The sequence below is a fragment of the Acidocella aquatica genome, assembly GCF_030160635.1.
Classification (GTDB): Bacteria; Pseudomonadota; Alphaproteobacteria; order Acetobacterales; family Acetobacteraceae; genus Acidocella; species Acidocella aquatica.
In genome coordinates, this window is sequence record NZ_BSOS01000005.1 from 77,539 (window position 1) to 91,365 (window position 13,827).

General features: G+C 64.1%; 14 protein-coding genes. 5 read left to right on the forward strand and 9 right to left on the reverse strand.

Annotated elements, in window-relative coordinates:
• Window positions 1–5: 5 nt before the first annotated feature.
• Window positions 6–734 carry an NUDIX hydrolase gene (locus tag QQJ84_RS00900; protein ID WP_284256013.1) on the forward strand — a complete coding sequence of 243 codons (729 nt, stop codon included), beginning with the start codon at window positions 6–8 and terminating at the stop codon, window positions 732–734.
• A gap of 22 nt (window positions 735–756) precedes the next feature.
• On the opposite strand, the gene QQJ84_RS00905 is transcribed toward QQJ84_RS00900, so the two are convergent.
• Entirely contained in the window at window positions 757–1,098 is a 342-nt protein-coding gene (locus QQJ84_RS00905) for a hypothetical protein (RefSeq protein ID WP_284256014.1), read from the reverse strand.
• Window positions 1,099–1,194: 96 nt separating this feature from the next.
• Window positions 1,195–1,839: a S24 family peptidase gene (locus QQJ84_RS00910; RefSeq protein ID WP_284256015.1), complete on the reverse strand. Its 645-nt coding sequence runs from the start codon at window positions 1,837–1,839 to the stop codon at window positions 1,195–1,197.
• 204 nt (window positions 1,840–2,043) lie between these two features.
• On the opposite strand from QQJ84_RS00910, the gene QQJ84_RS00915 reads away from it, so the two are divergent.
• Window positions 2,044–2,271: a hypothetical protein gene (locus QQJ84_RS00915; RefSeq protein WP_284256016.1), complete on the forward strand. Its 228-nt coding sequence runs from the start codon at window positions 2,044–2,046 to the stop codon at window positions 2,269–2,271.
• On the opposite strand, the gene QQJ84_RS00920 is transcribed toward QQJ84_RS00915, so the two are convergent.
• The gene (locus QQJ84_RS00920; RefSeq protein WP_284256017.1) at window positions 2,268–3,779 is read right to left on the reverse strand and encodes a leucyl aminopeptidase; all 1,512 of its coding nucleotides are present in this window, start codon (window positions 3,777–3,779) and stop codon (window positions 2,268–2,270) included. The genes QQJ84_RS00915 and QQJ84_RS00920 overlap by 4 nt on opposite strands.
• A gap of 88 nt (window positions 3,780–3,867) precedes the next feature.
• Here QQJ84_RS00920 and cysQ point away from each other — a divergent pair, with 88 nt between their 5' ends.
• Together cysQ and QQJ84_RS00930 are read left to right on the forward strand one after the other, a co-directional pair.
• Window positions 3,868–4,629, forward strand: a complete 762-nt coding sequence (gene cysQ / locus QQJ84_RS00925) for a 3'(2'),5'-bisphosphate nucleotidase CysQ (protein WP_284256018.1) — start codon at window positions 3,868–3,870, stop codon at window positions 4,627–4,629.
• A gap of 47 nt (window positions 4,630–4,676) precedes the next feature.
• Window positions 4,677–5,153 carry a hypothetical protein gene (locus QQJ84_RS00930; protein ID WP_284256020.1) on the forward strand — a complete coding sequence of 159 codons (477 nt, stop codon included), beginning with the start codon at window positions 4,677–4,679 and terminating at the stop codon, window positions 5,151–5,153.
• Window positions 5,154–5,358: 205 nt separating this feature from the next.
• Here QQJ84_RS00930 and QQJ84_RS00935 read toward each other — a convergent pair whose 3' ends face one another.
• Entirely contained in the window at window positions 5,359–5,862 is a 504-nt protein-coding gene (locus QQJ84_RS00935; protein WP_284256022.1) for a DUF2501 domain-containing protein, read from the reverse strand.
• 174 nt (window positions 5,863–6,036) lie between these two features.
• Here QQJ84_RS00935 and QQJ84_RS00940 point away from each other — a divergent pair, with 174 nt between their 5' ends.
• A complete protein-coding gene (locus tag QQJ84_RS00940; protein WP_284256023.1) occupies window positions 6,037–6,204 on the forward strand; it encodes a hypothetical protein in 168 nt (55 codons plus the stop codon).
• Window positions 6,205–6,332: 128 nt separating this feature from the next.
• Here QQJ84_RS00940 and trpA read toward each other — a convergent pair whose 3' ends face one another.
• The 5 genes from trpA to polA form a co-directional block, all read right to left on the reverse strand.
• Window positions 6,333–7,145, reverse strand: coding sequence for a tryptophan synthase subunit alpha (gene trpA, locus QQJ84_RS00945; RefSeq protein WP_284256024.1), 813 nt, complete (start codon window positions 7,143–7,145; stop codon window positions 6,333–6,335).
• On the reverse strand, window positions 7,142–8,359 hold the full coding sequence (trpB, locus tag QQJ84_RS00950) for a tryptophan synthase subunit beta (protein ID WP_284256025.1): 1,218 nt from the start codon (window positions 8,357–8,359) through the stop codon (window positions 7,142–7,144). The genes trpA and trpB overlap by 4 nt, the downstream gene beginning before the upstream one ends.
• 106 nt (window positions 8,360–8,465) lie before the next feature.
• Window positions 8,466–9,944: an NADP-dependent isocitrate dehydrogenase gene (locus tag QQJ84_RS00955; RefSeq protein WP_284256026.1), complete on the reverse strand. Its 1,479-nt coding sequence runs from the start codon at window positions 9,942–9,944 to the stop codon at window positions 8,466–8,468.
• Window positions 9,945–9,983: 39 nt separating this feature from the next.
• A complete protein-coding gene (locus QQJ84_RS00960; protein ID WP_284256027.1) occupies window positions 9,984–11,117 on the reverse strand; it encodes a serine hydrolase domain-containing protein in 1,134 nt (377 codons plus the stop codon).
• Window positions 11,114–13,822: a DNA polymerase I gene (gene polA / locus QQJ84_RS00965; protein WP_284256028.1), complete on the reverse strand. Its 2,709-nt coding sequence runs from the start codon at window positions 13,820–13,822 to the stop codon at window positions 11,114–11,116. The genes QQJ84_RS00960 and polA overlap by 4 nt, the downstream gene beginning before the upstream one ends.
• Window positions 13,823–13,827: the final 5 nt, after the last annotated feature.

The following is a 13,827-nucleotide window of genomic DNA, read 5'->3' on the forward strand; positions in this document are numbered from 1 at the left end:
GCGACATGACCAGCAAGGATTCCGTCCCCGTCCGGCAGGCCGCCACCGTGCTCCTGGTGCGTGACGATCCGTTCCAGGTGTTGATGGTCGAGCGCCATGCGAAGGCGTTTCATGGATCGGCCATGGTGTTTCCCGGCGGCGTGGTCGAGAAGGCCGACTGGGCGGAGGACTGGCTGCCCTATCTGCAGGGCGGGGAGGGCCTGGACGCCGCCGAGCGCGCCGCGCGCGTTGCCGCCTGCCGGGAGATGTTCGAGGAGGCGGCGGTTCTGCTCGCCACTGTGTCAGCGCAGGATGTTAACCCGGCACTTGGCTTTTTTGAGATGATCAGCGTCAGCGGCGGCAAGCTCCGGTTGGATGCGCTCACCCCGTTCGCGCATTGGATCACCCCCATCGGCGTGCCCAAGCGGTTCGATACGCGCTTCTATGTCTGCCATGCGCCAGAGGGGCACGATGCTGTGTGCGACGGTGTGGAGACCGTGAGCCTGGAATGGCTCACCCCCGCCGCGGCGGTTGAACTCCCGCTCTCCGGCCCGCGCATGATCGCCTTTCCCACCAAGCTGAACCTGCAACGCCTGGCCGAAAGCGCCAACGCCCAGGCGGCGATTGATGCCGCGCGCATGCGCCCGGCCTATGTTACCCAGCCGGTGATGCTGCAGACCGAGCGCGGCCCGCGCGTGCGCATTCCCGCCGAGGCCGGCTACGCCGTGACCGAGGGCCTGCCCATAGGGCACTGAGGCAGCCCGGCCACGGGAAAATTTAATGCGTTCCCGATTGCGCCAGCACATACTGGCAATCAGCCAGGGACGGATAAAAGGTGAAGTTCAGGAACCGGTCGCCGTTTGAATCGATGATGTGCATCACCACGATTGACGCGCCGTTTGCGTCGCTAACCCGGGTTGAGGTCACGGTTTCCCCGATTCCCTGGTAAGCGGCCTGTGTCCCCTCCGGGGTTGCCAGATAACCGATGCCGTCCGCCGGGGCGGCGACCGCCATATCGAGGCATTTGGTGTTGCTGGCGTTTACCTCGTACCAGTCAGCGGCGCGGGCCTGGCCTGCCGCCACCGCCAATAAGCCAGTCATAAGAAGATAACGGAGCATCCTCACCGCCTTTTATAAAATCCGAACCGCTCACTGGCCCATCTTCCGCAACAATTAGCCGCATTTTAACAATTTTGAAATGAAAACCTGCGCCTGCTACTGACTTGCCCAGACGATCCGGTGCATCCACAAAATTTCCTGCGTGGCAAAATGCAGGTCAGGATAGGCGGGGTTCAGGCTTGTCAGCTCTATGCGGCTGGCGGTGCGGCGCGAGAGCAGTTTTGCCATCACCGCCCCTGCCGCCGTGCGCGCTACCACCCGGTCGCCCACCCGCACCGGGGCGGCGGGGGAGACGATGATGGAATCGCCCTCGCGGTAGACTGGCTGCATCGAATCACCAGAGATGGAGAGCGCATAGGCATTGGCATCCGCCGTGCTTGGCAGTTCCACCTCATCCCACCCGGCGCCCGCCGGGTAGCCGCCATCGTCGAAAAACCCTTCCGCCCCGGCCTGGGCCATGCCGATCAGCGGGATTTTGTTGCGCGCTCTCGGCCGCGCCTCGGGCATTGCCCGCGCGCCCATCACCAGGGCGGTAAAATCCTCAAGCTTGGCGCCGGTCGCGAGGAACACTTTCGCCAGACTCTCGGTGGAGGGCCAGCGGACCCTGCCATCCCCGGTCCGGCGTTTGGAGAGGTTGAAACTGGTCGGGTCCAGCCCGGCCTTGCGCGCGAGGCCGGAAGGCGAGAGCCCGTGCTCAGCGGCCATTGTATCAATCGCGCGCCAGATATCCTCGTGCCGCATTCAAAAATTGCCAATGTTGTAACTTCAGAAGCTTACACATGTTTGTTGGGAAACCAATGGCGAAATAGGAATTTTATCCCTTTTTCATGTGAAAAAACGCTCATCGGAAGCATGTTGTTCTTGCTTTGTTCTAGCAATAGGAATATAAACCTTAATGAAACACAACCTTAAGTAACCACCACAAGGCACAAAGGAATATCGCCCATGGCTTTCACGCTGCGCAACCTCTCCGTCCTCGCCTATGCCAATGGCTTCACCCTGTGGCACTACAAGGCCGAGACCCTGGCCCGGGTCCGCCAGGCCGGGTTTTTCGCCGATGCGGCGGACCTGATCGCCGTGGGCGACATGGTGATGCTCACCGGCGCCGAGGGCGGCCCGATCGCCACCGTCACCGGTTCGGGCCGCCAGATCGCCCTCGCGCCGCTGTGTTAACCCTCGAAATGGTCGGCCACCAGCCGGTCGAGCAGGCGCACACCGTAGGCGGTGGCGCCCTTGGGGGTGGTGGGCTGGTCCTTCGCGGCCCAGGCCATCCCCGCGATATCAAGATGCGCCCAGGGTTTGCCGTTCACGAAGCGTTGCAAAAATTGCGCGGCGGTAATCGAGCCGCCGGCCCGCCCGCCGCCGATATTCTGTATGTCGGCAATCGCGGATTTCAGGTTTTTGTCATAGCTCTCGCCGGGGGCGGCCAGCGGCATGCGCCATAATTCCTCGCCGGTCGCCCGGCCCGCCGCGATCAGCTTTTCGCAAAGCTCGTCGCTGTTGCTGAACAAACCGGCATATTCATGCCCCAGCCCGACGATGATGGCCCCCGTCAGGGTTGCCAGATCAATCATGTATTTCGGGGCGAAACGCTCCTGCGCGTAGTAGAGCACATCGGCCAGCACGAGCCGCCCTTCAGCGTCGGTGTTCAAAATTTCGATGGTCTGGCCTGAATAACTCTTCACCACGTCACCGGGCCGCACGGCGCTGCCCGAGGGCATGTTCTCCACCAGCCCGACCAGCCCGACCGCATCCACCCGCGCCTTGCGCCCGGCCAATGCCGCCATGAGCCCGGCGACGGCGCCAGCGCCGGCCATGTCCCATTTCATATCTTCCATGCCGGCGGCGGGCTTTATCGAAATTCCACCGGTATCGAAGGTGACGCCCTTGCCGATGAAGGCAATCGGCTCCTTCGCCTTTTTCGGCTTCTTGCCATCCGCGCTCACGCCGCCTGAGGCCCCCAGCCATTGCATCACCACCATGCGCGGCTCGCGCGCGCTGCCCCAGCTCACGCTCAGCATCGAGCCGAAGCCCAGCTTCTCCAGGTCTTTGCGGTCGAACACCTCGACCTTCACGCCCAGCTTCTTCAGCCCCTCCAGCCGCTCGGCAAACTCCGCCGGGTAGAGAACATTGGCGGGTTCGGTCACCAGATCGCGCGTCAGCTCCACACCATCGGCCACGGCGGCCAGCGGCGCATAGGCCGCGCGGGATTTTACGGCATCCGCGGCGAGAATGGTCAGTTTGGCAAATTTCGCCTTCTCGTCATCCTTCAGCGTGGTGCGGTATTTTTCGAATTTATAAGCCCGCAGCCGCGCCCCCAGGCCGATATGCGCGGCCAGCGTGGGGTCAAGCGCCTCGCCCAGCACCACGGCCTCGGCCTCCTTGGCGAGCGAGGCGGCAATCGCCCCGCCCAACTCCTCGGCCCGGCGGGCGTTGAACGCATCGGCCTTGCCGGTGCCCAGCAGCAGCACGCGCTTAAACCCGGCTTTGGGCGCCAGCAGGCTCGCCTGGCTGCCCTTTTTGCCGGTGAATTCGCCTGCCTCCATCGCCCGCTTCAGCGCGCCGGAAAAGACCTTGTCCAGCGCCAGCGCCAGCCCGCTCAGAGCCGCTCCCTCCGCCAGCGGCACCACCACGACGCCCGTTTTCGGCAACACGGCTTTGGCAAACGCGATATCCAGCATTTCGGCTCCCCTTGTCATGCAATCTGCCCTGACCATAACTCTTTTGCGCTGCTTGGCCAGCACCCGTGCCAGGGCTACACCTGGGCGCATGAACGATAAACGCCTCCTCGACCTCGCCGTCTCCCTGACGGCCCAGGCCGCCGCCAAAATCCTGGAAGTCCGCGATGCGGGTTTCACCGTCAATGCGAAATCCGACGAGACCCCGGTCACGGTGGCGGATACCCAGGCCGAGGCGATCATCGTCGCGGGCCTGCGCGCCGCGGCGCCGCACATCCCGGTCATCGCGGAGGAAGAAGTTGCCGCCGGGCGCATCACCGCGCCAACATCCCAATACTGGCTGGTCGACCCGCTGGACGGCACCCGCGAATTCGCAGCCGGGCGGAGGGAATTCGCCGTCAACATCGGCCTCATCCGCGATGGCGCGCCGGTTTTGGGCGCTGTCGGCTCGCCGGCGTTGGGTGAGATCCACTACGGCCTGGTGGGGCTGGGGGCCTGGCGGCGGCGCGGCGGCGAGACCGTGCAAATCCACGCCCGCCGCCCGCCGCCCGAGGGCCTCACCGTGTTCGCCTCGCGCCATTACGCCGATGACCCGGCGCTGGCGGCACTCCTGGCGCAATATAAGGTGGCGGCGCTCACCAATATTGGCTCCGCGCTCAAGTTCCTGCGCCTGGCCGAAGGGGCCGCGGATTTTTACCCGCGCCTTGGCCGCACCATGGAATGGGACACCGCCGCCCCGCAGGCCGTGCTGGAAGCCGCCGGCGGCCATGTCATCACCGCGGATGGCCGGCCCCTGCGCTATGGCAAGCCCGGCTGGGAGAATTCTGTTTTTTATGCCTGGGGTTTGCGCTAGTCTGGCGCCGTAATGATGCCACGTTGCTGGCGTAGGAAATTTTCATCATGAAAAAAATCCTCCTCTCCACAGTACTTTCCCTCGGCCTCACCGGTTGCGTTTATAGCGGTGAAGGCGGCTATGGCGGCAATGGCTATTACAGCGGGGGGTATGCGCCGCAGCCTGAGTATTATCAGCCCGCCCCCGTTTATGCGCCGCCGCCGGGCATAGTCATCGGCGTTGGCGGTGGTTATGGCGACCATGATGAACATCACGACGGGGGTGACAGAAACAACGGCGGCCGTCCGCCGCCGCCGCCGGGCGATGGCTGGCAGGGCCAGCAGCGCGACAACGGCGGCGCGCCTCCTCCGCCGCCGCCGGGTGGCGGCTGGCAGGGCCAGCAGCGCGACAATGGCGGCGCGCCTCCTCCGCCGCCTCCGGGTGGCGGCTGGCAGGGCCAGAAAGCACCGCCGCCGCCGCAACCGCTCGATCAAGGCGACGGCCAGCATCCGAAGCATTGGCCGGATAGTAACGGCCAGAATTAGAGTCTCCGGGATGGTCCAGCGTATTTAGCACCCAACACCGCCCTGCTTTGAGTAGGGCGGTGTTGAGGACGGCGCGTTTTCGCATGATGGCGGCGTTTCACGCAGCTGGAACCTTCTGCCCCTGCGCCACCCGGGCGCAATATCAACAGCCTACGATGATGAGTCATCATCACATAGGCCATTGGGGCCATTGGGGCCATTGGTATCAGAGCATTGATTGCGCGCGCTGCAAAATCTGGTCGCAGATTTTTTGCGTTAACTGTGCCTTTAAGCCGCTGCCGCCCAGGGGCATCGAGTTGCCGTTGCCGGTATCCAAAATGCCGTTGCTGCCGGAGGTAAATCCGCTGTTGGACGAAGGGTCGCTCGAGGAGCCGGTGTATTTGCTCAGCAGCGACTGTTGAACCGACGAAGCCGAGGATTGGGAAGCCCCGCCGCCCAGATAATTGTTCTGGATACAATACTGCAGAATACCAGCGATATTGGCCGGCGGTGCCGCCCCGAGTGATGGCATGCCCATTCCACCCATTCCGGCGCCACCCATGCTGCCCATCCCGCCCATGCCGCCAAGACCGGGGGTGGCGGGCTCGTTCTGGCCGCCGCCCATGGCGCCTTGCAACATTCCAGATATCTGCGCCCGCGCCTGCGGTGCCGCAAAAATACCGGCAGCCAGCAGCAATCCGGCGGCGAAGCTGATTTTGCCTTTTCGCATAATTATCTCCTCTGGGTTTTATCTTATCCCCGATGAGCGCGCATCCCGGCTGTCTGGTCAAGAGCGGCAACCGGCGGGCCTGGCCTGTGGAAATCACCGCGGATGGGGATAAGTTAACTTTATCGCCATCGATTGCGCGTTGTTATGGCCTGGGGCCGGGACCAGATTCAAATCATGAAAATTTCCCGCGCCGCTCCTGCATTGCTATTTGTTCTCATCCTCGGCCTCGCTGGTTGTGTCTGGTACGGCCCGGATGGCGGTTATGGCGCCTATGGCTGGGGCGGGGGCGGCTGGGGCGAGCACGGGGGCGGCCATGAGCATGGCGGCGGCGAGGAGCATTAGAGTGCGATCGTTTGAGGTTCGCTCAACCGAGCGAGCCGAAAGCGTGAATCGCCCTCAGAAAAACGGCTAGCTCCGGGGTGGAATCGCCTTGCGATTCCACCCCGGCTCTGAACCGGTTGCGCTCTATATTATAAAGTTGGCGCGTGCGCCTTCCCGGCGCCGCGAATGCCAGCCGACAGCGCCGCCACATCCTTCAGCACAGTCTCGACATCGCTCTTGCATAGTTTTTCGATCAGCGCCGAGGCCACAATCGCCGCGTCGGCATATTGCGCCACCACGGCCGCCTGTTCTGGCGTACGCACGCCAAAGCCGACCGCGATGGGCAGGTTGGTCACGGCGCGGATGCGCGGAATATCGCGCGCCAGATCAGCCGCCGAGGCCGTGCGCGTGCCGGTGATCCCGGTGATGCTCACATAATAAACAAACCCTGATGACCCGGCCAGAACCAGCGGCAGGCGCGCGTCCGATGTCGTCGGCGCGATCAGCCGGATTACGTCCAGTTCGTTTTTCGCGGCATCTGGCAGCAGCAAATCCGCCTCCTCGGTCGGCAGATCGACCACGATCAGCCCATCCACCCCGGCGGTTGCGGCATCGGCGCAGAACCGCGCCACCCCGTAGGAGAGGATGGGGTTGAGATAGCCCATCAGCACCAGCGGCGTATGCGCATTGCCGGCGCGGAATTCACGCACCAGCCCCAGCACCCCGGCCAGGCTCGCGCCAGCCTCCAGCGCGCGGCGCCCGGCTGCCTGAATCGTCGGCCCGTCGGCCATCGGGTCGGTGAACGGCACGCCGATTTCGATGATATCGGCGCCGTTTTCCGCCATGCCGCGCAATAGCGCCAGCGAGGTTTCGCGGTTGGGGTCATAGGCTTCCACAAAGGGGATCAGCGCCGCCCGGCCCTGCGCGCGCAGGTTGGCGAATACGCCCGCGATCCGGCTCACAGCTCCACCCCCAGGTGCTGCGCGACGGCGAAGATATCCTTATCCCCCCGCCCGCACAGGTTCATCAGCACAATTTCATCCTTGCTCATCCCGCCTGCGATCTTGGCGACATGCGCGAGCGCGTGGCTCGGCTCCAGGGCGGGGATGATCCCCTCGGTGCGCGTGCAGAGCTGGAAGGCGGCCAACGCCTCCTTATCCGTTACCGCCACATATTCCACGCGGCCGATGTCATGCAGCCAGCTATGCTCCGGCCCGATGCCGGGATAATCCAGCCCGGCGGAAATCGAATGCGCCTCCTGGATCTGCCCGTCCTCGTTTTGCAGCAAATAGGTGCGGTTGCCGTGCAGCACGCCAGGGCGCCCGCGGCTCAGGCTGGCGGCATGCTCGCCCGAATCCAGCCCATGCCCCGCCGCCTCCACGCCGATCAGCCGCACCCCGGCATCATCGAGGAACGGGTGGAACAGCCCGATGGCGTTGCTTCCGCCGCCGATGGCCGCGATCGCGACATCGGGCAGCCTGCCTTCAGCCTCCTGCATCTGCGCCTTCGCCTCATTGCCGATGACGCACTGAAAATCGCGCACCATGGCCGGGTAGGGGTGAGGCCCCGCGGCGGTCCCGATAATATAAAAAGTGTCGCTCACGTTTGCCACCCAGTCGCGCATGGCATCGTTCATGGCGTCCTTCAGTGTCCCCGCGCCGGAGCTTACGGGGATAACCTCCGCGCCCAGCAGCTTCATGCGGAACACGTTCGGCTTTTGCCGCTCCACGTCCACCGCGCCCATGTAGACTGTGCAGGGCAGGCCAAAGAGCGCGCACACCGTCGCGGTCGCCACGCCGTGCTGCCCGGCGCCTGTCTCCGCGATGATCCGCGTCTTGCCCATCCGCCGCGCCAGCAGAATCTGGCCCAGGCAGTTGTTGATCTTGTGCGCGCCGGTGTGGTTCAGCTCGTCGCGCTTGAAGTAGATTTTCGCGCCGCCAAGCTCCTTGGTCAGCCGTTCGGCGAACCAGAGCGCGCTCGGCCGCCCGACGTAATGTTTTAAGTAATAATCCAGCTCGGTCTGGAACGAGGGGTCGGCCTTGGCCGCCTCATACGCCGCCTCAAGCTCCAAAATCAGCGGCATCAGCGTTTCGGCGACAAAGCGCCCGCCAAATTCGCCAAACCGCCCGCGCCCATCCGGGCCATTACGCAAAGAATTGGGGATGATCTCGTTCATGCCCCGCTTTAGCTGAACCCGGCAGCGGGATAAAGGCCGGAACCCAGAAACAAATGGACCGTCTCCCTTGCGCGGAAGACGGTCCAGCCAAGGTTTTGGCTTGTATTTAGGCGCCCTGCGGCCGCTCGAAGGCATCCTTGCCGTCAAAGCGTTGCAGCTTCTCGATATGCATCCAGGTGAATTTCGCGCCGATGCGCTGCACCAGATAGCTGATCTCCGGCTGGCCCTCGGATTTTGAGGCCGAGAGCGGGATCGGTTTTTTGAACATGAAGCGGCTGGCGAAATGGTCGACCAGGAAGGTCTGCTGCCCCTCGTTGGGCGGGTACACCTGCACGCCGCGGTTGGAAACGCCGTTCAGCACGAAGGGGCTGTCCTGCGCGATGGCTTCCAGCGCCTTGCCCAGCTCCTCGGCGCCGAGATCGGTTTCCAGGAACACATCGATGCCCACCAGCTCGCGCGTGCCGGGTTCACTATGCGCGGTGAGTTCCGGCCAGGTCTTCAGCTCCAGTTTTTTGTAGCTGCGCGAGGGCAGGTTGGAGGCGCGGCCCAGATTGGCGATGATCTGGTCGGTATAGGCCTGCGTGCCCACGCCGTGCCCGCGCGGCGAGAGATCACCCGTGAGGTTTTTGCCCTCGGCCAGGGTGATGAACAGCGCCTGCTCCACCGTTGCGGCCACGTCGAACGCGCCGATATGGCGCAGCAGCATGATCGCGGCGGAGAGCAGCGCGGTCGGGTTGGCCAGCCCCTTGCCCGCGATATCGGGCGCCGAGCCATGCACGGCCTCGAACATGGCGGCGTGGTCGCCCAGGTTGGAGGAGGGGGCGATGCCCAGCCCGCCCACCAGCCCGGCCGCGAGGTCGGAGATGATGTCGCCATTCATGTTGGAGGTGACGATCACATCGAACGCTTCGGGCTTGACGACCAGCTGGTGTGCGCAATTGTCAATAATAATATGGTCGGACTTGAGGCTTGGAAACTCCGGCGCGACCATTTCAGCGACCCGCTTCATCAGCCCTTCGGTGAGCTTCATGATGTTCGCCTTGGTCGCGGTGGTCACCTTTTTGCGCTCTTCCGCCAGCGCCAGCCCGTAGGCGGCGCGGATGATGCGCTCGCAACCAGGGGCGGTCATCAGTTTGAGGCACTGCGCTACCGTGGTGGTCTGCATATGCTCGATGCCGGCGTAAACATCCTCCACGTTCTCGCGCACGATCACCATGTCGATCCCACGGCCGGTATAAGGCGTGGTGATGCCGGGCAGCTCGCGCACCGGGCGGATGTTCGCATAAAGCTCGAAATGCTTGCGCAGCGTCACGTTGGCGGATTTGCCGCCGTAGCCCACCGGCGTCTCCAGCGGGCTTTTCAGCGCCAGGCCGTTGCGGGCGATGCTGTCCAGCGTTTCGCGCGGCACGCCGGTGATGATGCCTTTTTTGAAGACCTCGGCCCCGCCCTCGGCCATTTCCCATTCAACCGGGGCGTTGGCGGCCTCCAGAATCCGCATCGTGGCGGCCATCACCTCGGGGCCGATACCGTCCCCCGGCAATGCTGTTACCTTGGTTTTCGTGACGGTCGCGGCGGTGGCATTCATGTCTAGGTTCCCAGAATGTGGCGGAAAATCTATAGCCGGTTATCGCAGCGCGGCATACACGGCGCGCTCGAAGCCGATGAGGGTTTTCATCGCGCCGGCGTCGCCTGAGGGCAATATCTGCATCATAATGACTGCCGCCCGGTTAACCACCGGGTCCACCCAGAAATAAGTGTTCGCCATTCCCGCCCAGCCAAAACTCCCTGCATTGCGGCCGAACCTTCCCTTCCCCGGATAGATGATGAAACCCAGCCCCCACTGGTTATGCTGCCCCGGATTCACATCCGCCCCCACGAACAATGCTGGATTCGCAGAGGGGAGATACCCGGCCCGCAACCCTCCGATATGGTTGCGTGACATATTGGTGACAGTCCCGGGCGCGATGATGCCCGCGCCGTGGTTCAGGAACACGCGCATGAATTTCTGGTAGTCGCGCAGGGTGGAAAACAGCCCGCCGCCGCCGGAGAACACCTCGGGCACCGCCAGCGGGGCAGCGGGCTGAGCCGCCAGGCTGCCATCCGTCTGGCGCTGATGCAGCGCGGCGCGGCGGGCCAGTTGCTCCGCCGTGGGGAGAAAACTGGTGCTGGCCATCCCCAGAGGGCCAAAGATGTGCTTCTGAAAATACGCCTCCAGGCTCAACCCGGAGGCCGCCTCCACCGCCAGCCCCGCCCAGTCCACGCCCAGCCCGTATTCCCAGCGCTCCCCCGGCTCAAAGAGCAACGGCGCATCCAGCGCCGCGCGCGTGCCAAAGGCCGGCGGGTTGGGTTGCGCCGCCAGATAAGCGGCATATTCCGCGCTGGCGAAGGCGTAGGAGAACCCCGCCGTATGCGTGAGCAGATGTTTTAGCGTGATCGGCTTGCGCGCGGGGCGCAGTTTTCCGCCTTCCAGAATCTGTGGATTTTTCAACTCCGGCAGCAAATCCCCCACCGGCGCATCCAAATCCAGCAGCCCCCGCTCCACCAGCTGCATCGCCGCCAGCGAGGTCACTGGCTTGGTCATCGAGGCGATCCAGAACAACGTGTCCGCATCCATCTTTTGTTCACCGCCCAGCGCGGTCACGCCCGCCGCACCCTCAAACACCGCTCCGCGCGCATCGCTCACCGCCGCCGCCACGCCGGGCGCCTCGCCCGCGGCCACGGCCTCGTTCAGCATTTTCTGGATGGCATCGGGGTTCAATGCGCATCCCCCCAGTTCTTGCCGATCCCCGTTTCCACTGTCAGCGGCACGGAAATTTCGGCGGCGCCCTGCATCACCTCGCGCGCCAGCTCAGCCGCCGCGCGGGCCTCATCGTCAGGTGCCTCCAACAGCAACTCGTCATGCACCTGCAGGATCAGCGTTGCCGAAAGTCCGGCCCGCGCCATCGCCTTCGGCAATTTCACCATCGCCTGCTTGATGATGTCGGCAGCCCCGCCCTGCAACGGCGCGTTGATCGCCTGCCGCTCCGCATAGGCGCGCAATTGCGGCATTTTGTCCTTTATGCGCGGCACCCAGCAGCGCCGCCCGAACGGTGTCAGCACATAGCCCTGGCTCCGCGCCTCCTCTTTCGTGGCTTCCATATACGCGCGGATTTCTGGATAGCGCTTGAAATATGCATCGATATAGGCTTTCGCCTCGCCGGCGCCCACGCCCAACTGCCGGCCCAGCCCGAATGCGGAAATTCCGTAGATGATCCCGAAGTTGATCGCCTTCGCGCGGCGGCGGGTGGCCGCATCCATTCCCGCCATCGGCACGCCGAACACTTCCGAGGCGGTGCGTGCGTGGATATCCTCGCCCCTGGCGAAACTCTCCTTCAGCGCCGCGATATCCGCGACATGCGCCAGCAGCCGCAGCTCAATCTGCGAATAATCCGCCGAGACCAGGCTGCACCCCGGCGCCGCGATGAACGTCTTGCGGATGCGCGCGCCTTCCACGGTTCTGATAGGTATGTTCTGCAAATTCGGGTCGGTTGAAGACAGCCGCCCGGTCGCCGCCACCGCCATCTGGAAGCTGGTATGCACCCGCCCGTTTTCATCCGCCTGGCCGATCAGCGCATCGGCATAGGTTGACTTCAGCTTTGCCAGCTGCCGCCAGTCCATCACCCGTTGCGCCACCTCGATCCCTTGTTCGGCCAGGCCTTCCAGCACGGATGAATCCGTCCCCCACGCGCCCGCCTTACCGCGCTTGCCGCCTGGCAGGCCCATGCGCTCGAACAAAATCTCGCCCAGCTGCTTGGGGCTGCCGACGTTGAATTCCTGCCCTGCCAGCCGTTGGATATCGGTCTCGATCTCCGCCATCCGGCCTTCAAACTCCACCGACATCGCGCGCAGGTCCGCGCGGTCCACCATCACGCCATGCAGCTCCATGGCGGTGAGCACCGGGATTAGTTTTTTTTCCACCAGCTCATACAGCGCCAGGGATTTGTTCACCCGCAGCAGCGGCTTCAGCATCGCCCACAGCCGCAGGGTCACATCCGCGGCCTCGGCGGCAAAGGCGCTTGCCCCGGCCAGCGGCACGTTGGCGAAACTCAGCCGCGCCCGCCCGCTGCCCGCCACCGAATCGAAACTCTTCAGCTCATGGGCCAGATGTTTGCGCGCGAGTGTTTCGCGGTCATGGCTGAAATTTCCCGCGTCCTGCGCGTAGGAGATCAGCATCACATCATCCAGCGGCGCCACCTGCGCCACCCCGGCGCGCGTTAAAACTTCCAGATTATACTTCGCGTCATGAAAAATCTTCAGCACCGCCACATCGGTGAACAATGCGCCAAGCGCGCCCAGCGCATCGGGCCACAACAATTGCGGCGTATCCTCCAACCCCAGATTATGCCCCAGCGGCACATAGCCCGCCCGCCCGGGCGCCACCGCCAGCGCGATGCCCAGCAAATTCCCATGCAGCGAGTTGCGGTCATCTGTCTGCACATCGACGGCGACAAACCCGGCCTGCCGCGCCGCCTCGATCAGCGCCGTCAGCGCCGCCATCGAGGTTATGGTCTCATAACCGCCAAATGCCGCCGCCTCGGCTTTGGGTGCCGCCGCCTCGGCGCGCGGCGCATCGCTCAGGGCCAGCCGCTGCTTGATGCTTTTGAAATTATTGGTGTCGAGAAACGCCGAGAGCACCGCATCGTCCCAATGGCGCAAGGCCAGGTCCTCAACCGGCTCGGGCAATGGCGCATCATCGCGCAGCTTCACCAGCTCCTTGGAAATCCGCGCATTATCGGCAAACTCCACGAGCATGTCGCGCCGCTTGCCGGGCTTCATCGCGCCGGATTTGGCAGCCTCCAGCACGGCTTCCAGCGTGCCATACTGCCCGATCAGCTCCGCCGCCCCTTTTGGCCCGATCCCGCGCACCCCCGGCACATTATCCACCGCATCGCCGATCAGCGCCTGCACCTCGATCACCTTATCGGGCGTCACGCCGAATTTGGCCGCGACCTCCGCCTCGCCGATGGGCACGTTCTTCATCGGGTCGAGCATGGTCACGCCGGGGCGGATCAGCTGCATCAAATCCTTGTCGGACGACACGATCACCGCCTCCCCCCCCGCCTGGAGCGCCGCCTTCGCATAAGCCGCGATCAGATCGTCAGCTTCCCAGTCATCCAGCTCGATGCTGGGCAAGCCAAAAGCCCGCGCCGCCTCGCGGATGAGCGCGAACTGGGGCACCAGCTCCGGCGGCGCCTCCGGCCGGTGCGCCTTATAGGGCTCATACATCCGGTTGCGGAACGTCATCCGCCCGGCATCGAAAATAACCGCCAGATGCGAGCCGGTATGCTCCTTCATCAGCCGCGCGATCATGTTGCAGAAGCCGAACACCGCGTTCACATGCACACCGTCCGGCCGCGTCATGTCCGGGATCGCGTGGAACGCCCGGAAGATGAACCCCGAGCCGTCGACGAGTACGAGCCTCATGCGCC